Origin of the sequence: Rhodobacter ferrooxidans (assembly GCF_000176015.1) — a bacterium.
In the GTDB taxonomy this organism is placed as follows: domain Bacteria; phylum Pseudomonadota; class Alphaproteobacteria; order Rhodobacterales; family Rhodobacteraceae; genus Pseudorhodobacter_B; species Pseudorhodobacter_B ferrooxidans.
In genome coordinates, this window is the sequence record NZ_ACYY01000015.1 from 34,574 (window position 1) to 53,385 (window position 18,812).

At 66.3% G+C, this 18,812-nt stretch carries 17 protein-coding genes; 4 read left to right on the forward strand and 13 right to left on the reverse strand.

What is annotated here, in order from left to right:
- Nucleotides 1-160 precede the first annotated feature (160 nt).
- From purN to RSW2DRAFT_RS11615, 3 genes are read right to left on the reverse strand one after another with little or no spacing between them, the layout of a single operon-like run.
- Nucleotides 161-751 (reverse strand): phosphoribosylglycinamide formyltransferase, encoded by a 591-nt coding sequence (gene purN / locus RSW2DRAFT_RS11605; RefSeq protein WP_008031163.1) that lies wholly within the window; start codon nt 749-751, stop codon nt 161-163.
- Entirely contained in the window at nt 748-1,794 is a 1,047-nt protein-coding gene (gene purM, locus RSW2DRAFT_RS11610) for a phosphoribosylformylglycinamidine cyclo-ligase (protein ID WP_008031164.1), read from the reverse strand. The genes purN and purM overlap by 4 nt, the downstream gene beginning before the upstream one ends.
- A gap of 55 nt (nt 1,795-1,849) precedes the next feature.
- Nucleotides 1,850-3,442 carry a bifunctional ADP-dependent NAD(P)H-hydrate dehydratase/NAD(P)H-hydrate epimerase gene (locus RSW2DRAFT_RS11615; protein ID WP_008031166.1) on the reverse strand — a complete coding sequence of 531 codons (1,593 nt, stop codon included), beginning with the start codon at nt 3,440-3,442 and terminating at the stop codon, nt 1,850-1,852.
- A gap of 168 nt (nt 3,443-3,610) precedes the next feature.
- Here RSW2DRAFT_RS11615 and RSW2DRAFT_RS11620 point away from each other — a divergent pair, with 168 nt between their 5' ends.
- The 3 genes from RSW2DRAFT_RS11620 (at nt 3,611) to RSW2DRAFT_RS11630 (ending at nt 6,400) form a co-directional block, all read left to right on the forward strand.
- Complete coding sequence (locus tag RSW2DRAFT_RS11620) at nt 3,611-3,949, forward strand: P-II family nitrogen regulator (RefSeq protein WP_008031169.1); 339 nt, start codon at nt 3,611-3,613, stop codon at nt 3,947-3,949.
- A gap of 68 nt (nt 3,950-4,017) precedes the next feature.
- The gene (gene glnA, locus RSW2DRAFT_RS11625) at nt 4,018-5,427 is read left to right on the forward strand and encodes a type I glutamate--ammonia ligase (RefSeq protein ID WP_008031170.1); all 1,410 of its coding nucleotides are present in this window, start codon (nt 4,018-4,020) and stop codon (nt 5,425-5,427) included.
- Between the two features lie 190 nt (nt 5,428-5,617).
- Nucleotides 5,618-6,400, forward strand: a complete 783-nt coding sequence (locus RSW2DRAFT_RS11630) for a hypothetical protein (RefSeq protein ID WP_156790703.1) — start codon at nt 5,618-5,620, stop codon at nt 6,398-6,400.
- A gap of 111 nt (nt 6,401-6,511) precedes the next feature.
- Here RSW2DRAFT_RS11630 and RSW2DRAFT_RS11635 read toward each other — a convergent pair whose 3' ends face one another.
- The 10 genes from RSW2DRAFT_RS11635 to RSW2DRAFT_RS11680 all read right to left on the reverse strand — a co-directional run bounded on the left by RSW2DRAFT_RS11635 (nt 6,512) and on the right by RSW2DRAFT_RS11680 (nt 17,676).
- On the reverse strand, nt 6,512-7,117 hold the full coding sequence (locus RSW2DRAFT_RS11635; RefSeq protein ID WP_008031175.1) for a dihydroxyacetone kinase subunit L: 606 nt from the start codon (nt 7,115-7,117) through the stop codon (nt 6,512-6,514).
- Nucleotides 7,117-8,115 carry a dihydroxyacetone kinase subunit DhaK gene (locus RSW2DRAFT_RS11640; protein WP_008031176.1) on the reverse strand — a complete coding sequence of 333 codons (999 nt, stop codon included), beginning with the start codon at nt 8,113-8,115 and terminating at the stop codon, nt 7,117-7,119. Before RSW2DRAFT_RS11640 ends, RSW2DRAFT_RS11635 begins: the two co-directional genes overlap by 1 nt.
- Nucleotides 8,112-9,146 (reverse strand): ABC transporter permease, encoded by a 1,035-nt coding sequence (locus tag RSW2DRAFT_RS11645; RefSeq protein ID WP_008031178.1) that lies wholly within the window; start codon nt 9,144-9,146, stop codon nt 8,112-8,114. Before RSW2DRAFT_RS11645 ends, RSW2DRAFT_RS11640 begins: the two co-directional genes overlap by 4 nt.
- Nucleotides 9,147-9,156: 10 nt before the next feature.
- Nucleotides 9,157-10,146, reverse strand: coding sequence for an ABC transporter permease (locus RSW2DRAFT_RS11650; protein ID WP_008031180.1), 990 nt, complete (start codon nt 10,144-10,146; stop codon nt 9,157-9,159).
- Nucleotides 10,143-11,639 carry a sugar ABC transporter ATP-binding protein gene (locus RSW2DRAFT_RS11655; RefSeq protein ID WP_008031183.1) on the reverse strand — a complete coding sequence of 499 codons (1,497 nt, stop codon included), beginning with the start codon at nt 11,637-11,639 and terminating at the stop codon, nt 10,143-10,145. Before RSW2DRAFT_RS11655 ends, RSW2DRAFT_RS11650 begins: the two co-directional genes overlap by 4 nt.
- A 64-nt stretch (nt 11,640-11,703) precedes the next feature.
- A complete protein-coding gene (locus RSW2DRAFT_RS11660) occupies nt 11,704-12,690 on the reverse strand; it encodes an autoinducer 2 ABC transporter substrate-binding protein (protein ID WP_008031185.1) in 987 nt (328 codons plus the stop codon).
- Between the two features lie 288 nt (nt 12,691-12,978).
- Nucleotides 12,979-14,172: an alpha/beta fold hydrolase gene (locus tag RSW2DRAFT_RS11665; protein ID WP_008031187.1), complete on the reverse strand. Its 1,194-nt coding sequence runs from the start codon at nt 14,170-14,172 to the stop codon at nt 12,979-12,981.
- Nucleotides 14,160-15,164, reverse strand: a complete 1,005-nt coding sequence (locus tag RSW2DRAFT_RS11670) for an alpha-ketoacid dehydrogenase subunit beta (RefSeq protein ID WP_008031189.1) — start codon at nt 15,162-15,164, stop codon at nt 14,160-14,162. The genes RSW2DRAFT_RS11665 and RSW2DRAFT_RS11670 overlap by 13 nt, the downstream gene beginning before the upstream one ends.
- Nucleotides 15,161-16,186 (reverse strand): thiamine pyrophosphate-dependent dehydrogenase E1 component subunit alpha, encoded by a 1,026-nt coding sequence (locus RSW2DRAFT_RS11675; protein WP_008031191.1) that lies wholly within the window; start codon nt 16,184-16,186, stop codon nt 15,161-15,163. The genes RSW2DRAFT_RS11670 and RSW2DRAFT_RS11675 overlap by 4 nt, the downstream gene beginning before the upstream one ends.
- On the reverse strand, nt 16,183-17,676 hold the full coding sequence (locus tag RSW2DRAFT_RS11680) for an FGGY-family carbohydrate kinase (protein ID WP_008031193.1): 1,494 nt from the start codon (nt 17,674-17,676) through the stop codon (nt 16,183-16,185). Before RSW2DRAFT_RS11680 ends, RSW2DRAFT_RS11675 begins: the two co-directional genes overlap by 4 nt.
- A 147-nt stretch (nt 17,677-17,823) precedes the next feature.
- Here RSW2DRAFT_RS11680 and RSW2DRAFT_RS11685 point away from each other — a divergent pair, with 147 nt between their 5' ends.
- The gene (locus RSW2DRAFT_RS11685; RefSeq protein WP_008031194.1) at nt 17,824-18,789 is read left to right on the forward strand and encodes a sugar-binding transcriptional regulator; all 966 of its coding nucleotides are present in this window, start codon (nt 17,824-17,826) and stop codon (nt 18,787-18,789) included.
- Nucleotides 18,790-18,812 lie beyond the last annotated feature (23 nt).

Consider the following 18,812-nt stretch of genomic DNA (forward strand, 5'->3'; position numbering starts at 1 on the left):
ATCCGCTATAGGCAGTCATGGTGCGAATTGAAAGCCCCGCGCCGGATTCCTGCAGCAGAACCAACGTCGCTTGTCATTCATCTGTTCTCAAATATCCCCGCCGGAGGCTCCCGGCCCCTCCGTCAGAGCCTCCGGCGGGGATATTTGGGCAAAGGTGAAATCAGGTCAGGAACAGCGGGCTGCGGTCGCCTGCGGCAAAGCGGCGCAGCACGGCGGGGTAAAGCCGATGTTCCTGCACCAGCACCCGGGCGGAAAGGCTGTCTGCGGTATCGCCGGGAAGGATCGGCACGCGCGCCTGACCGAGGATCGGGCCAGCGTCGAGCACGGGCGTCACCTCGTGAACGGTACAACCCGCTTGCGTATCGCCCGCGTCCAGCGCCCGCTGATGGGTATGCAGGCCGGGGTATTTCGGCAGCAGCGAGGGGTGGATGTTCAGCATCCTTCCTTCGAACCGCGCGACGAAAGCCGGGGTCAGCACCCGCATGAAACCGGCGAGGCACAGGATGTCGGGCTCCGCCGCCAGAATCGGTTGCAGCAGCGCCGCCTCGAACGCCGCGCGGTCGCCGTTGAAGCTGCGGTGATCGACCGCCGCGGTGGCGATACCCAACGCCGCCGCCCGCGCCAGACCGGCGGCCGTGGGGTCGTTGGAGGCCACCAGCACCGGCCGCGCCGGGTGGTCGCCCACCATGTCGCGGCACAGCGCCAGCATGTTCGACCCGCCCCCCGAGATCAGGAGGGCCACGCGTTTCACAGCAGCTTTCCGCGGTAGATCACCCCTGCGCCCGGCACCACCTGACCGATGCGGGTCACAGTCTCGCCTTGCGCGGCCAGCAGCGCGGTCAGCGCCTCGGCCCGGTCGGCGGCCACCACGGCGATCATGCCGATGCCGCAGTTGAAGGTTTTCAGCAACTCGGCTTCGGTCATCCTGGCGGTCTCGGCCAGCCAGCGGAACACCGGCGGCAGGGTCCAGGCCGACAGGTCGATCTCGCAGGCCAGCCCTTCGGGAATCACTCGCGGCGGGTTTTCGGTCAGCCCGCCGCCGGTGATATGGGCCAGCGCATGCACGCCGCCCGCTTGCACCGCCGCCAGTGCGGATTTCACATAAAGCCGGGTCGGGGCCAGCAGCGCCGCCCCCAGCGTGCCGTCGCCAAACGGCGAGGCCGCGTCCCAGCCCAGCCCCGACAATTCCACCACCTTGCGCACGAAGGAATAGCCGTTGGAATGAACGCCGTTTGACGCGAGGCCCAGCAGCACATCGCCCGCCACCACGCCCGCAGGCAGATCGGCGCCGCGCTCCATCGCGCCCACGGCAAAGCCCGCCAGATCGAAATCGCCGCGGTGATACATCCCCGGCATCTCCGCGGTCTCGCCGCCGATCAGCGCGCAGCCCGAGGCCTCGCAGCCCGCGGCAATGCCGTTGATGATGCGGGTGGCCTGATCAAGCTCCAGCTTGCCGGTGGCGAAATAATCCAGGAAAAACAGCGGCTCGGCACCCTGGCAGACCAGATCGTTGACGCACATAGCCACCAGGTCGATGCCGATGCTATCGACATTGCCGGTGTCGATGGCGATGCGCAGCTTGGTGCCGACGCCGTCGGTGGCGGCCACCAGCACCGGGTCGGTGAACCCCGCCGCCTTCAGATCGAACAGCGCACCAAAGCCGCCCAGACCCGACATGGTGCCGGGCCGCTGCGTGCGCTTGGCCGCCGGTTTGATCCGCTCCACCAGCGCATTGCCCGCGTCGATATCGACGCCCGCATCGGCATAGGTCAGCCCGTTCTGTGTGGTGGTCATTCCCGCCCCCGGCAATTTCGATGTTGCCGGGCGGCATACAGGAATAGCGCCCGCGCTACAACGAGGCCGTGGCGGTTTTTGCCGGCTCAAGCAGACCAAGGCCGCGCAGCACCTTCGGCAGTTCGTCCGGCAGGTCTTCGGCGATCAGCCCGGGGCCGAAGCTGCGGGCACATTCGACATGCAGGAAGGCCGCGGTGCAGGCGGCGTCGAACGGTGCAAAGCCGCGGGCCAGAAGGCCGGTGATGAAGCCCGCCAGCACGTCGCCCGCCCCTGCGGTGGCCAGCCAGGGGGCGGCGCGGTCATAGGCGGCAGAGTGAATGGAACAACGCCCGTCCGGTGCGGCAATCACCGTGTCGGGGCCTTTGAACAGCACCACGCAACCCGCCCGCGCCGCGGCCTCACGGGTGGCATCGACCTTGGAATAGGCCGGGCCGGTCTCGGCAACGGCGTCCAGCCGGGCGGCAATGTCCGGGAACAGCCGGGCAAATTCGCCGCCATGCGGGGTCAGGACGCAGCCCGCGTGCAATCCAGCGAAGAGCGACGCATCGCGCGCGATGAGCGTCAGGGCGTCGGCATCCAGCACCAGCGCCCGGCCGCTCTTCAACCCCTGCGCTGCCAGCGCCCGGGTTTCATCGCTGACCCCCAGACCGGGGCCAAGACACAGCGCGTTGATCCGCTTGTCTTCCAGCACGCCCTCCAACGCCGCCGCATCGGCCACCGTCCGCAGCATCACAGCATCCAGCCTTGCCGCATTCTCGGCCATCGCCTCGGGCAAACAGCCCAGCGTCACCAGCCCGGCGCCGATGCGCAGCGCGCCGCGGGCGGCCAGCCGGGCGGCACCACCTCGCCCCGGCCCGCCCGCCAGCAGCAGCGCATGGCCGTAGTGGTATTTGTGAAAGCCATGCTTCTTGTTCAGCAGCGGGTGCCCGTCTTGCACAAGGTGCACCGTCTTGCCACGCCCAGCCTTTGCGCCGGTCAATCCGATATCCACGACAACCAACCGACCGGCGTAATAGGGCGCCCAGTCGAGGAAATGACCGACCTTGGCGCGGTGGAATGTCACTGTCAGATCGGCCTTGCGCAGCCAGTCCGACAGGCCCTTGCCCGAATCTGCACAAACCCCTGACGGCACATCCACGGCGACATACCTGCCGACGCACAGGTCCAGCGTATCGTCCAGATGGCGCAGCAGGTTGCGAACGGGATCTTCAAGCCGTCGCGCAAGACCCGTGCCGAACAGCGCGTCGATCAGGATCTGGTCCCGCGCTTGCGGGAAGCGGTCCAGAACCTCCTGCCATGAGTCACGGGCATGAAACGCCGTCACCTGCCCCATGCCGCACCACCGCTCGTGGTTCGCCCGCGCATCCGGTGGCAGCTTTGACGGGTCGCCGAAAAGCAAGACCTCCACCTGCCAGCCCCAGTCTTTCAGCAACCGCGCCACCACGAAACCGTCGCCGCCGTTGTTGCCCGGCCCGCACAGCACCACCGCCCGCTGCGAGGTGGCGCGCAACTCTGGCCATTCGTGGAAGATCGCCTCGACCACGCCACGCCCTGCCCGCTCCATCAGCTCCAGCCCGGTCACCCGGCCAGAGTCGATCGCCGCCCGTTCCAGCGCCCGCATCTGTGCTGCCGTCAGCAACTCGGTCATTTCCGCAGCACCTTTTCACAAATCGCCCGCCGAAACGGCGTATTGCACAAAAATTCATCACACCGCACGGATTCCCGCCCCGTCTGCGGCAAGTTGTCGGCGCACCGATGGACGCCGCCGGGCAGAAGTGATCAGACACCAAGGAACACGATTTCCGGGGGTGCTGCCATGAAAAAGATCGAGGCGATCATCAAGCCGTTCAAGCTTGATGAGGTCAAGGAGGCGCTGCAGGAAGTCGGAATTCAGGGCCTGTCGGTGACCGAGGTCAAGGGTTTTGGCCGCCAGAAGGGCCACACGGAACTTTACCGCGGCGCCGAATATGTGGTCGATTTCCTGCCCAAGGTGAAGATCGAGGTGGTGCTGGCCGACGACATGGTTGATGCGGCAATTGCAGCCATTGTTTCTGCCGCGCGCACCGACAAGATCGGCGACGGCAAGATCTTTGTCAGCTCGGTCGAACAGGCCATCCGCATCCGCACCGGCGAATCCGGCGACGACGCCATCTGAAACATCCGGGCCGCCCCACTCTGGCAAGCTGCCCGCAACCGCAATCCTCAAGCAAAAGGAATGTCCCGATGAGCAAGGTTTCACATGCTCTGAAACTGATGAAGGAAGAGGATGTCGAATACGTCGATATCCGGTTCACCGATCCGCGCGGCAAGATGCAGCATGTGACGCTGGTGGCCGATCTGGTGGATGAAGACTTCTTCGAGGAAGGCTTCATGTTCGACGGCTCGTCGATCGCCGGCTGGAAATCCATCGACCAGTCCGACATGAAGCTGATGCCCGATGCAGGCTCGGTCTATATCGACCCGTTCTATGCCGAAAAGACCATGTGCGTGCATTGCAACGTGGTCGAGCCCGACACCGGCGAGGCCTATTCGCGCTGCCCGCGCCAGACCGCGCAGAAGGCCGAGGCCTATCTGAAATCGACCGGCATCGGTGACGCGGCCTACTTTGGCCCGGAAGCCGAGTTCTTCCTGTTCGATGACGTGCGCTATTCGGTGACGCCGGCCAAGGTGTCCTACCAGATCGACGCCGAAGCCGCCGCCTGGAACACCGATTCCGCCACCGAGGGCGGCAACTACGGCCACCGCGCCGGTCACAAGGGCGGCTATTTCCCGGTCAACCCGGTGGACGAAGCCCAGGACATCCGCAGCGAGATGCTGTCCACCATGAAGCGCATGGGCATCAAGGTTGACAAGCACCACCACGAAGTGGCGACCTGCCAGCACGAACTGGGCATGATCTTCGGCGGGCTGACCGAGCAGGCCGACAACATCCAGAAATACAAGTATGTGATCCACAACGTGGCGCATGCCTATGGCAAGACCGTCACCTTCATGCCCAAGCCCATGAAGGGTGACAACGGTTCGGGCATGCATGTGAACATGTCGATCTGGAAAGACGGCAAGCCGTTGTTTGCCGGCGACAAATACGCCGACCTCAGCCAGGAGGCGCTGTATTTCATCGGCGGCATCCTGAAGCACGCAAAGTCGCTGAACGCGCTGACCAACCCCTCGACCAACAGCTACAAGCGGCTGATCCCGGGCTTCGAAGCACCGGTGTTGCGGGCCTATTCGGCGCGCAACCGCTCTGGCTGCGTGCGGATTCCGTGGACCGAAAGCCCGAAAGCCAAGCGCGTCGAGGCCCGCTTCCCCGATCCGGCCGCCAACCCCTATCTGGCGTTTGCAGCACTCATGATGGCCGGTCTGGACGGCATCAAGAACAGGATCGACCCGGGCCCGGCTTCGGACAAGGATCTCTATGATCTGCCGCCGGAAGAACTGGCCGAAATCCCGACCGTCTGCGGTTCCCTGCGCGAGGCGCTGGAAGAGCTGGAGAAGGACATGGATTACCTGCTGGCCGGCGACGTGTTCACCAAGGACCAGCTTGACGGCTATGTGGCGCTGAAGTGGGAAGAGGTTTACGCCTTCGAACACACGCCGCACCCGGTGGAATACCAGATGTATTATTCCTGCTGAGCCATCGGCCCGGTTCGGAAACACCAGATCGGAAACAAAGGCCGCCTTCGGGCGGCCTTTGTCATTGCGGCGGAAACCGGACACAACCGGAATAATTTACCGTTAATTTTGCACAAATTGTTCGCAGTCCCGGCACAATCAGGGGGCATTGCTCAAGGGCGCTCTTGTCGGAGGATATGCCATGTGTGCGATGCCGAAGAGTACGATTGCCCAGCTCTTGTATGCAGAGCACCCCATCCCGAACTTCGCCCGAATCGTCGGCGAGTTGGACAGCGCGCTGGAACGCTGCCCGGCGCAGGCGCGCAGCCTGGTCTGGGATTGCGAGGATACGGCGGTCTTTGAACTTGACGCCATGCGCATCGTGCTGGCGCATGCCGACAACCCGGGGTGCGGCTATCTGTGCTGCCTGACCCTGTCGGTCGGCCCGGCGCGGCCCGAGGCCGATGCCCCGGCGCTGGCGCAGCGACTTGACGGGCTGTGCCGCCTGCTGGTCGAGCGGATCGTGACCCGCTATCCGGCCGAAATGGTGCTGTGGCACGACAAGCCCGGCGTGGTGACGCCCGACGCGCTGGATGCGCTGCTGCAAGCGGTGCCCAGCCGCCGCCACCTTGGTGGCAAGGCCGCATTACGGACGGCCGCCGTGTTGGCCTTGCCGATGGTGGTGGCCAATGACCTGCCCGACCTGCCCCGCCGGCAGAGTGCCGAATTGCAGCGGGTGCGTGAGGCGCTGTATCCAATGCTGCCCGAACCAGTGGCCGTTGCCCGCCCCTCGACCCAGATGCGTCTGGCGACCCATGCCGTCAACTCGACGCTGATCATCGTGGCCTTGCCGGTGGGGGCAGCGCTGCTGACCTACAGCCTGCTGCGCGGCGAGGACATGCGGCTGAGCGCGCGGGCGGTGGCGCTGACCGGGGCGGTGCTGGGGGTGCTGCAAAGCCCGCTTGGCCAGCAGGTTTCGGCGCTGATGGTCTGAAAGCCCGTCGGAAAACCGCGAAGTCCGCGCCGGCAACGGGTTGATCGCCCCCCGCTGCGGCGACGGCTGATCTTGAGCACGCCGTTGCCGGGCAAGTGGACGCGCCGGGTCTTACCCCGCCAGCGCCACCACCACTTCGGTCATCGCCAGCATGCCGGGATCGTCCAGCCCGCGGCTTTTCTCGGCAAAGATCCGCGCCCGGCCCACGGTGGCAGGCTTGTCGCGGAACGCCTCCATCGCCGCCCGCGCGCCCTGCACCGCCGCCGTTGCCACCGCTGCGGGGTCGCTGACCCCCGCCGTTGCCAAGGCCACCGCGTTCAGACTGTCCAGCACGGTCTTGCCGCCCAGTTCCGCCTTGCCGCGCGCCTGCATCGCATCGCGCGCCAAAGCCACCAGCCCGGAAAACTCCGCCGCCTCGCAGCTTTCCCGCCCCTTCAGCGCCTTGGCCATCGCCATCAGCCCGGTCGCCATCAAGGTGCCGTAAGACGACCCCGACGACTTGGTGAACGCCTGCGCGCAGGCCAGCAGCGCCTTGCCCAGATCGTCGGGCAAGGCTTCGGCCCCTTCGGCCACCATCCGCATGCCGCGGGTCATCGTCACCCCAAGGTCACCATCGCCCAAGGCCCCATCGGCGGTGTTCAACAGATCGAAATCCCGCTCCATCGCGGCGGCCAGCCGGGTGATGCCCGCCACCACAGCGGCACGGTCGATGCTCATCACACCCTCCAGAACGCACATTCGCAGGGGGCTTTCAGCAGGCCCTCCAACTCCGGGTCCAGCTTCAGCAGGGTGAACGACACCCCCGCCATCTCCATCGAGGTGGCATAGCGCCCGACCAGCGGCATCACGATGGTCGCCCCCGCAGCCTCCAGCCGCGCCTTGACGATGCGATACAGGATATACAACTCCTCGGGCGGCGTGGCGCCAAGGCTGTTCACCATCACCGACACCCGATCACCCTTTGCCAAAGGCATGTCGGCCAGCAGCCGGTCCATCATCTCGCCGGCAATCGCATCGGCGGGGCGCAGCTTGTCCACCCAGACGCCCGGCTCGCCGTGGATGCCCATGCCCATCTCCATCTCGTCTTCCGCGATGTGGAAAGTGGGCTTGCCGACCTGCGGCACCGTGCAGGGCGACAGCGCTGCACCGATCGAGCGACAAGCATCCGCCGCCTTCTGCGCCACCTTGGTCACCGCCGCCAGATCGCGGCCCGATTCCGCCGCGGCCCCGGCGATCTTGAAGGCATAGACCATCCCCGCCACGCCCCGGCGCTTTTCCCGTTCCGCCAACGGGGCCGAGGCCACATCATCGGCCAGCACCACCGTGGTGCAGGTGATATCCTCGAACTCGACCAGCTCGCCGGCCATGTCGAAATTCATGATGTCGCCGCCATAATTGCCGTAAAGCCGCAGCACCCCGGCGCCCTGATCGGCAAAGCGGATGGCATCGGCCATCTGCTCGGCCGAGGGCGAGGCGAAGACGTCGCCAATGGCGCAGGCATCCAGCAGCCCGGCGCCGACATAGCCGGTGAACACCGGAAGATGCCCCGAACCGCCGCCGGTGACCAGACCGACCTTGCCACGATGCCCCGGCATCGCCCGCACCACCACCCGGCCGCTATCGCCGTGCAGCCGGTAGAAATGCGGATGCGCCGCGATCAGCCCCTCCAGCATCTCGTCCACATAATCGACCGGGTTGTTCAGGATCTTCTTCATCTGCCGCTCCCGCTGCTTTGCTCTGGTCTTGGCCTCGCGGGTGCGGGCTTGCCGCGCCGCATCCCGAAGCCGGTCTTGCTGTTGACGATCATAACGAAGATCAGCAGGCTGCCCCAGATCAATTCGCGGGCAAAGTTGGAAACCTGCAACATGTTCAACCCGCTGGACAGGAACTGCATCGACAGCACCGCCAGCACCACGCCGATGATCTTGCCATAGCCGCCATAGGGGTTCACCCCGCCCAAAACCGCGATCAGCACCGCCAGCAGGATGTAGCTGGAACCATAATCCGCCTTGGCCGAGTTGGCGCGGCTCATGATCACCATGCCGGCAATCGCCGCCAGCATCCCCGACAGCACATAGACCCGGATCAAGACGCTGGTCACGTTCACCGCAGCGAACCGTGCCGCGAGTGGGTTGGTGCCAAACATCTGGATTTTCAGCCCGAACCCGGTGCGGGTCAACAGGAACCCGATCCCCAGCGCCAGCACGGCAAACAGCACCAACGGCACCGGCACGCCGAACAGCAAGCCATTCCCCAGCCAGGCCGTCGCCGCCGGAAAGCCCATCATCGCCGACCCACCGGTCAGCGCCACCGCAATGCCGGTGAAGATCAGCCCCGACCCCAGCGTGGCCAGAATCGCAGGCAGCCCCAGCACCGCAATCAATATGCCGTTGAACAGCCCCGCCACCGCCCCCACCACCAAAGCCGCCGCCATCGAGGCCGCCAGCCACAGCACCGCATCCGGCCCCACAGCCGCAGGCCCGGCGATCTGGATCAGGATGGTGGCGGCAATGATGGCGGAAAGGTTGGCAATCCCCACCACCGACAAATCAATCCCGCCGGTCAGCATCGCCACCGTGGTCGCCAGCGCCAGAATCGCGAACTCGGGGAACTGGAACGCCATCGAGGTCAGGTTCTGCACCGACAGGAACCGGTCCGGCGACAGCAGCGCCATGGCGACGAAGACCACCACCGCGATCACCGCCAGCCGCGCCTCGGTGCCTGCAAATCTTGCCGCAATGCTCATGCTTCACCCCTCATCCAGCCCGCGCCGCCGCTCGCTTGGCCTGCCAGGCTGGCAAGCCGGTGCCGACCAGGATCAGCACGCCGATCGCCACCGATTGCCAGGTCGAGGGAATCCCGATCACGATCAGACTGTTGCGCACCAGCACGATCAGCGTCACCCCCAACAGCGTGCCGGTCAGCGTGCCGACCCCGCCGGTCAGCCGCGCCCCACCCAGCACCACGGCGGCGATCACCGAAAGCTCCAGCCCGACCAGATCGAACGGATTGGCCACCCGCGCCATCGAGGCGTGGATGATCCCCGCCAGCCCCGCAAGTGCTCCGACATAGACATAGATGAAGAACTGCACCGCCCGCACGTTCACCCCTATCCGCCGCGCCGACTCGACCGAGCCGCCGATGGCAAAGATCGACCGGCCCAGCAGGGTGCGGTTCAGGATGAACCATGTCAGCACCACCACCCCCACCAGCGCCAGGAACGCCAGCGGCAAGGAGAAGAAACTGCCATCGGCATTGGTGCCGCGAAACAGCATCTGTTTCGAGAAATCGCGCATCGACTGCGGCAGGTTCGAGATCAGCTTGCTGCCAACGAAGGTCAGCAGGAAGCCGCGGAAGATCGACAGTGTGCCAAGGGTGACGATCAGCGTCGGCAGGCCGAAAAATGCGATGAAGATGCCGTTGATCGCCCCCAAAGCCGCCCCGATGCCCACCGACAGGGCAAAGGCCAGCGGCCAGGGCAGGCCGGGCGCCAGGCTCACAAGGATCAGCGTGGTGGAATACATCGCAAAGGCGGCGATGGCGGTAAAGCTGACGTCGATGCCGCCCGACACCAGCACCACCATGGCGGCAACGGCGAATATCCCCAGCACGATGCCGCCGCGCAAAAGATCGGTCAGCGTCGGCATCGACAGGAAACTGGGGTCAGAGATGGTGGCCAGCGCGCAGAAGCCCAGGATCACCAACGCCACCAGCGTTTCGTTGCGCGAGAAATCGAGGCGCTTCATGATGCCAGCCTGCGCGCCAGATCGGCTTCGGCGGTGCCGCCCGCCAGTTCGTCGGTGATCCGCCCGTCTTTCATCACCAGAATCCGGTGGCAGGTGGTCAAAAGCTCCGGCAGGTCGTCCGAGATCACGATCACCCCCAGCCCCTGCGCCGAAAGCTCGCGGATGATGCCGTGAATTTCCGCTTTTGAGCCCACATCGACGCCGACGCTGGGGCCGTTCAGCACCAGCACCCGCGGGCTGCGCGAAAGCCAGCGCGCCAGCACCACCCGCTGCTGGTTGCCGCCGGACAGGCTGCGCACCTCGGCAGTCACCCGCGGCGCCTTGACCGCCAGCCGCTTCAGCCAGTCGGTGGCATCGGCCCACAGACCAGCCAGGTCCAGAACGCCTGCCGCCCGGCCATGCGCCTCCAATCGACCAATGCCGACATTGCGCAGGATGGATTGGGTCAGGAACAGGCCTTCGGTCAGCCGGTCCTCGGGCACATAGCCGATCCCGGCATGGGCGGCAGCCAAGGGGTCGCCCAAAGCCACGTCGCGGCCATCGACCCGCACTGATCCAGTATCTGGAATAACCAGCCCGAACAACGCCTTGGCCAGCGAAGTTCTACCACTTCCAAGCAGGCCCGAAATGCCCAGCACCTCGCCGCCATGCAGGTCGAAATCCACCGCGGCAAAGGCCCCGGCCTTGGCAAGCCCGCGCACCGCCATCAGCAGCGGCGCATCCGGCGGCAAGGCCTCGGGCGGCGCGTCGGCCACATCGCGGCCGGTCATGTGGCGGGTCAGCTTGGCCTGATCGAACTCGGCCGCGGGCCCCTCGGCCACCTTGCGGCCATTGCGCAGCACCACCACATGCTCGCAAACCTCCAGCACCTCGGCCAGCTTGTGGCTGACAAACAGCACCGCCACGCCATCGGCCTTCAGGCGGCGGATGATGCCCAGAAGGGTCGCCACCTCACGCCCGGTCAGCGCCGTGGTCGGCTCGTCCATGATGATCAGCCTGGCCTCGGTGGCAAGGGCCCGGCAGATCGCCACCAGTTGCTTGTGCGCCACCGGCAGGCTTTCGACGCGGGCGTCAAGGTCGATCTGCACCCCCAGCCGCTGCAAGGTCGCCTCGGCCAAGGCCCGCACCCGGCCGCGGTTCACCAGCCGGTGCCCGGCACCCAATTCGGCGCTGAAGCCGATGTTCTCCGCCACCGTAAGGTTTGGAAACAAAGAGAAATCCTGAAAGATCACCTTGACCCCTGCGGCGGCTGCCGTGCGCGGCGTCAGACCGTTCTGCGGTTGGCCGCCAAAGCTGATCTCGCCCGAATCGCGCTGTTCCACCCCTGCCAGAATCTTGATCAACGTCGATTTGCCTGAACCGTTTTCACCCGCAAGGCTGACCGCCTCGCCGGCGGCGATGCTGAATCCGACATCCTCCAAAGCGGTGATGCCGGAATAGGTTTTCGTGACGCCACGCATGGCGATCAGGGGGGCGTCAGCGGCTGCGGGCATGGCACACTTCGGTCAGAGGCATGGAAAGAAACCGGGGGGCAAGACCGCCCCCCGGCGTCGCATCTCAGAACGGGTATTCGGCCATGTTGGCCTTGTTCACGTTCACCCAGGCCTGGCCATAGATCACCTTGCCGTCCAGCTTGACCTTCTCATAGCCCGGCAGGCCGAGGTCCATGCCATCGGTCACCGCCTCGCCGTTCATCACCATCTGCGCCAGCTTGTTCATCGCATAGCCCGCCACCGACGGATCCCAGAAGCCGATGCCGTCAACCGCACCGGTTTCCAGATACTGCCCGGCAATCGACGGCAGCGAGGTGCCGAAAACGCAGGTCTTGTCGCCGATGCCGCGTTCCTCGACCGCAAGGCCGATGCCAGCCACGTCGGTCGAGGCAGAGCCCTGCAACCCCTTCACATTCGGGAAGGCGCGCAGAACTTCCTGAGCCTTTTCATAGGCTTTCTGCTGGTCATCGAAGGTTTCGTTCTTGTCACCGACCAAGGTCATTTTCGGATAATTGGCCTTCTGATAGGCAATCGCGCCATCAACCCACTGGTTGTGGGTCTGGCTGGTCAGGCTGCCCACGAACACCGCATATTCGCCCTCGCCACCCATGCAGGTCGCCATCTGCTCCATCAGGTTGGCGCCGAAATCTTCGTTGACGAAGGCTTCGAGGTCATAGGTGGTGTTCTGCTGCGCTGCGGCCTCGTGCGTCACCACGGTGATGCCCGCATCCATCGCGCGTTTCAGCACCGGCTCCAGCGCCTCGGGCGACATCGGCACAACGGCGAGGGCATTGACGCCCTGGGCGATCATGTCCTCGATCAGCGCGGCCTGCTGCTGCGGATCGGCCTGCGCCGGGCCGACCTGGAAGGCCTTGGTGCCGGTGTCGGCGGCGTATTTCTTGACGCCTTCCTCCATCCGGTTGAACCACTGGATACCGGCGATCTTCACCACGGTGGCGATGGTGACATCGGCGGCCAGGCTGGGCCCGGCCATGGCCAGCATCGAGCCGGTGGCCAGCAGGGCGGCGGTCAGTTTCAGTTTGGTTTTCATGGTCTCTCTCCCTAAGTGCCCCGGTTCTGGGGTCGAATTTCTGTCATCAACACTACAGGTTCGGATGGTCTTTGCCAGACTTCTTTTCATTTGTCAGTTATTATTGTCTTTTATTACAGCGCCGTAGAGCCCATACTTCATGCAATGCATTAACGGGCCATCGCCGCCCGCATCGGGGACAAGCCGCAGGCTGCACAGCAGAAGGCTGACGCGAGATCGTTGCATTTGCAAGGGCCGCGATACGGGTGCCGCCCCGGTTTTCACTTCATCCAGCCCCCCCGTTCAGGATCAGTTGCGCCACCAGTCCCGGCTGTGCCGCCTGCGGCAGGTGGCCCGCGTCGCGCAGCAGGTGGATCGACGCCCGCCCCGGCAGGGCGGCACAATCGCGCCAGTCGAGGATGCGGTCGGCCAGCCCGAACACTGCCACGATGGGGGCGGCGATCTGCGCCAGCGCCGGAGCGATATCGGTCTGCTGCACCCCCCCGCCGCCAGCGCCCTTGCCAGCGGTGCCGTGGCCGCGCGCGAAGCTTTCAGCCGCGCCAGTTCGGCCTGCCAGGCGGTGTCCGACACCGGCCCCGCCCCCAGCAGGGCCAGAGCGCGCGCCAAAGCCGCAGGGGTTTCCGCCGCCGCCATCAGGTCAAGGAAATCGCCATTTATCCGCGCGCCAAGACCCGCGGGCGACAGCAGCACCAGCCTAATCACCCTTGGCCCCAGCTTCTGCGCCAGCTTGGTCGCCAGCACCGCCCCCAGCGAATGACCAACCAAAATCATCGGCCCTTCCGGCAGCGCCTGCGCCAACCCCGCAAGCAACGCTTCCGTCGCCTGCTCCAGATCCCTGGCCGCAGCACTCGCCCCATGCCCCGGCAGATCGGGCACCAGCACCGGATGCCCGGCGCGCGACAGCCGCTGCGGCAGATCGCGCCAGCCCATGCCGTCGTCGTAAAGCCCGTGCAGCAGCACGATGGTCGGATGGACCGAAGCCCCGGCAAACCGCCGCAGCGCCAAAGGCCCGGCGCGCTCGACACCGTCGGGCACAGAACCCGTCACATCTGCGGCGCGGATGCTTCCCCGCCGCCCGCTGCCCACGACACCTGCCAGATCAACCCCGGCCCGCCGCGCCGCCGCCCGTGCCTTGGGACTGGCGGCCACCCGGTCGCCCTTGGGCATCGCCGCTACCGCCGCCGGTTTCGCCACCACCACCGCCACCGGCGCCGCAGTCACCACCGCCGCCGCCTTGCCCTGCAGCTGCACCTCGGCAATCGGCTGGTCCAGCGCCACCATCTCGCCCGGTTTCACCAGTTGCTCGACCAACACGCCGTCCTGCAGCGCGGGCACCTCGACCACGGTCTTGTCGGTCTCGACCTCCAGCAGCACCTCGCCGCGCTTGAACGCCTGACCCGGCGCCTTCAGCCAGTCGGTGACGCGGGCCTCCTCCATGGTTTCGCCCAGGCGTGGCAGGGTCAGGATGGTCACGGCGCCCATGCCGGAGCCTCGCGTTTCACCAGCCACAACCCGGCCTCGGCGATCAGCGCCGCCGAGGGGATGGCCCCGCGTTCCAAGGCGGGCGAGACCGGAATCGGGATATCCTCGCCGCCGATCCGCAGCACCGGTTCCTCCAGCCAGTCAAAACAGGCCTCACCGATCCGCGCGGCGATTTCGGACGCCACCGAGCCGGTCAGCGCCGCCTCTGTCACCACCATCGCCCGACCGGTGCGGCGGACGGACTCGAAGATCATGGTATCATCCAAGGGGTTCAGGCAGCGCAGGTCGATGACATCCGCCTGCACCCCCTGCCCCGCCAGCACCTCGGCGGCGGCAAGGCTTTCGTGCAGCATCCGCGAGTAGCTGAGGATGGTGACATCGGTCCCCGCGCGGCGGATCACCGGCTGGCCCCATTCGCCATCGGGGGTATCGACATCAAGAACCCCCTTCATGGTGTAAAGCCCCTTGTGCTCGATCACCACCACGGGGTCGGGCTGGCGCAAGGCTTCACGCAACAGGTGGTAGGCGTCGTTCACCGTGGCGGGCATCACCAGCCGCAGGCCGGGCACATGCAGCATCCAGGCCTCCAGGCTTTGGCTGTGCTGCGCCGCCGCCGACCGACCCGTGCCGCCCTGGGTGCGCAAGACCATCGGCACACCGATCTGGCCGCCGAACATGTAGCGGCTTTTGGCGGCCTGATTGGCCAACTGATCCATCACCAGGCCGACGAAATCGACATACATCAGCTCTGCCACGGGTCGCAGGCCGGTCATCGCCGCCCCCACCGCCACGCCGACAATGCCGGGTTCCGAGATCGGCGCGTCGATCACCCGTTCGGCGCCGTAAAGCTCGATCAGCCCCTTGGTCACGCCGTAGGCACCGCCGTAAAGCCCGACCTCCTCACCGATCAGGATGATGTCGGGGTCGGCCTGCATGGCGTCCAGCAAGGCCTGACGGATCGCCTCGCGGTAGGTGGTCTCGAAGGCACTCATGCGCGGGATCCTTCCGACAGGATCGCCGCCAGCCGGTCGCGCTGCGGCCGGGGCTGGGCGGTGCCGGGGGCATAGACATCCTCGAACATCGACGCCAGCGGCGGGGCCACGGCTTCCACCGCATATTCAAGGGCGGCATCCATTTCGGTGGCGGCCTCGGCGTCGATGCGGGCAAGGTCGGCCTCGTCGGCCAGCCCCGCGACAGCCAGCCGCGCCCGCGCCGTCACCACCGGGTCGCGCAACCGGCCTTCGGCTTCTTCTTCCGGGTCGCGGTAGGGGCTTTTGTCCATGCGGGCATGGCCGTAGAACCGATAGGCGTCGATCTCGATATAGCCCGGTTGCCCGGCCCGCGCCCCCGCCACCAGCGCAGTGGCCACCTGATGCACGGCTTCCACATTGGTGCCATCGACCCGCGCGCCGGTCAGCCCGAAGGCCTCGGCCCGCTCCGAGAACGCCAGCTTGCCGGCCGAGCGGTCCACCCGCGTGCCCATGCCATACTGATTGTTGATGCAGCAAAACAGCACCGGCAGATGCCAGAGGGCGGCCATGTTCATCGATTCATAGAGGATGCCCTGCTGCATCGCCCCGTCGCCAAAGAACGCCACCGACACCTGCCCGGATCGGAGATTGCGGTAGGTCAGCCCGGCGCCCACGATATGCGGGATGCCGCCGCCGACGATGGCATTGGCCCCCAGATGCCCCAAGGCGCGGTCAGCGATGTGCATCGAGCCGCCCTTGCCGCGGCAATATCCGGCTTCCTTCCCGGCAATCTCGGCCATCATCCGCGCGGGATCGGCGCCGCGGCCGATGAACACGCCATGGCCGCGGTGATGCGTGGTGAAACTGTCGCCTTCGGTCATCGCCGCAGTCACACCCACCACCGCCTCCTCGCCGATGGAGAGATGCAGCATCGAGCCTGCCGAGGCGCCGCGCAGGAACAACTCGCCCACCCGTTCTTCAAAGCTGCGGATGCGGCGCATGGTGCGGTAACGGGCCAGCGGCGCAGTGTTGGTCTGGGTCATTCGGCTTCCCGCAAGGGTTGAAGGGCGCCATAAGCGGCAAGGTAGCGCGCGTAGATCGGCGCGTAGGCGGCATGGCGGGCCATGTCGGGCTGGATGGTGCTGGTGACGCGCACCATGGCGGCGCAACCCGCATCAATGCTGGGGAAATGCCCCGCCCCCGTCGCGGCAAGGATGGCGGAGCCCAGGGCGCAGGCCTCGTGCTCCTCGGTCAGCTGCAAGGGCAGGCCCAGGGTGTCGGCATGCACCTGCAACCAGAACGGCGAGCGCGTGGCGCCCCCGGCCACGACGATGCGTTTGGCCTGAAAAGCCGAACCAAAGCTTTCGACGATCAACCGCGTGCCGAAACAGATGCTTTCCACCAGCGCGCGATAGACATGCGCCGGGGTGTGTTTCAGCGTCAGCCCGGTGATGGCGCCCCGCGAAAGCGCGTCGGTATAAGGCGTGCGGTTGCCCTGAAAATGATCCAGCGCCAGCAGCCCTTCCGCCCCCGGCGGCAGCGCCTCGGCCTGCGCGTTCAGGGTCTCGAACGGCGTCGCGTCCGCAAAGTTGCGCTTGAACCAGGCGATCACCGAACCGGTGGAGGTCTGCCCGCCCTCGATGATCGGCCGCCCCGGATAGACGCAATCCATATAGGTGCCCCAGACCCCCTTGGCATGCACCGCGTGGCTCGCCACCCCCAGATGCAGATGCGACGAGCCGGTGATCATCGCCAATTCCCCGGGCTGCGTCACCCCCAGCCCGATCATGCCGATGAAGGCATCCGCCCCGCCCTGCACCACCGGCGTGCCGGGCAGCAGGCCCAGATGGGCGGCGGCGCGGTCGGTCAAAGGCCCGATGACCTTGCCGGGCTCGACGATCTCGGTCGGCCATTTCTGCCGCAACGCGGTCAGCCCCAGCTTTGCCAGCATGCTGTCCGGCCAGCCGCCGTGATCGGTCTGATAATGCCAGCGCATGGTGACATTGTTCAGCGAGGCCACCCAGCGCCCGGTCAGGCGCAGGTTCAGATAATCCTGATATTCCCCGATCTTGCGGGCCGCAGCGAATGTATCCGACTGGTGCCGCGCCAGCCACAAGGCCTTGGGCAGCATCCATTCCGGCGACACCGGCCCCGCGCCATTGCCGTTCAGCCGCAAGGCCGGATCGCCGCAACCCGCCACCTCGGCCGCCTCGTGATGCGCCCGCACGTCCATCCACAGCAGCGCCGGGCGCAGCGGTTGCCCCGCATCGTCCAGCGCCACCACGGTGCAAGAGGTGGTATCGGCAGCAATCGCACTGATCTGATCCGGCCCGACCCCCGCCGCCGCCATCGCCTCGCGCACCGCAACGCCTGCGGCATGCCACCAGTCGGCGGGGTTCTGCTCGGCCCGGCCCGGTTCCGGGAAAGTGGTCTGGTAAGCCCCCTTGCCAACGCCACGCGACCGCCCCGAAAGGTCGAACACATGCGCCCGCAGGCTTTCGGTGCCGCCGTCGATGCCGATCACATAGGCCATTGCCCCTCCCCAAGGTGCACATTGCTGCGCCTGCAATGCCGCGCCGCAATATCTGTGCAACGCCTGCACATTTGTTATGGCCGTTGACGCAAGGCCGCGTCAAGCGTTTAGTCGCGTCCAAGACCCCTGCAGGAAAACCCCCGCCCGATGCCGCAACCCAGCGATGAAACCGACGATCTGGTGCAGGCCGCCTGGCTGTATCATGTCGGCCAGATGAGCCAGGAAGAGGTCAGCCGCCGCTTGGGCATCTCGCGGTTCAAGGTGCTGCGGCTGCTGGCCGAGGCGCGCGAACGCGGCCTGATCCGGGTCAGTCTGGAGCATGAGACCACCGGCACCCTGGCGCTGGCCGATACCCTGACCAACCGCTTTGCGCTGACCGAGGCGCAGGTGGCACCGATGCCGGGTGGCGGTCTTGACGCCGGTTACGCCCGCCGCGCCGTGGGCATCGTGGCCGCGGCCTACCTGGCGCGGATCGGCCGGGGTGATGCGGCGCTGACCATCGGCCTTGGCTGGGGACGTTCGGTCGCCGCGATGGCGCAGGCGCTGACCGGGCTGCACAACCCGAACCTGTGTTTCGTGTCGCTGATGGGGTCGATGACCCGCACCTCGGATACCGGCCCGTTCGACGTTTGCGCCCGCCTTGCCGCGCTGACCGGCGGCACCGCGATGTTCCTGCCAGCACCTTTCCTGACCGACAGCGAGGCCGATTGTGCCGTGGTGCTGCGTCAGCGGCTGGTGCGCGAGGCTTTGGCGGTGGCCCGTGCCGCGCAATACGCCATCATCAGCGTCGGTGAATGTTCGCCCGAGGCCTTGCTGCAAACCAGCGGCATCCTCAGCCCCGCCGAGGTGCAGGCCCTGCGCGCGGCGGGGGCGGTGGCCGACAGCACCGGCAAGTTCTTCCGCGACGATGGCTCGCTTGCCGATACCGACCTGAACCTGCGGGCACCCTCGATCGGGCTGGACGACCTGCAACGCGCCGATGTCACCCTGCTGGCAGCGGGGGCCGAGAAAGCCCGCGCCACACGGGCGGTGCTACGGGCGGGCTTTGTCAACCGGCTGATCTGCGATGAAGGGCTGGCAAAGGCGCTGCTGGCGCTTGATGCGAAAGGTTAGCTTCGGCCTTCAGGATATTGTTT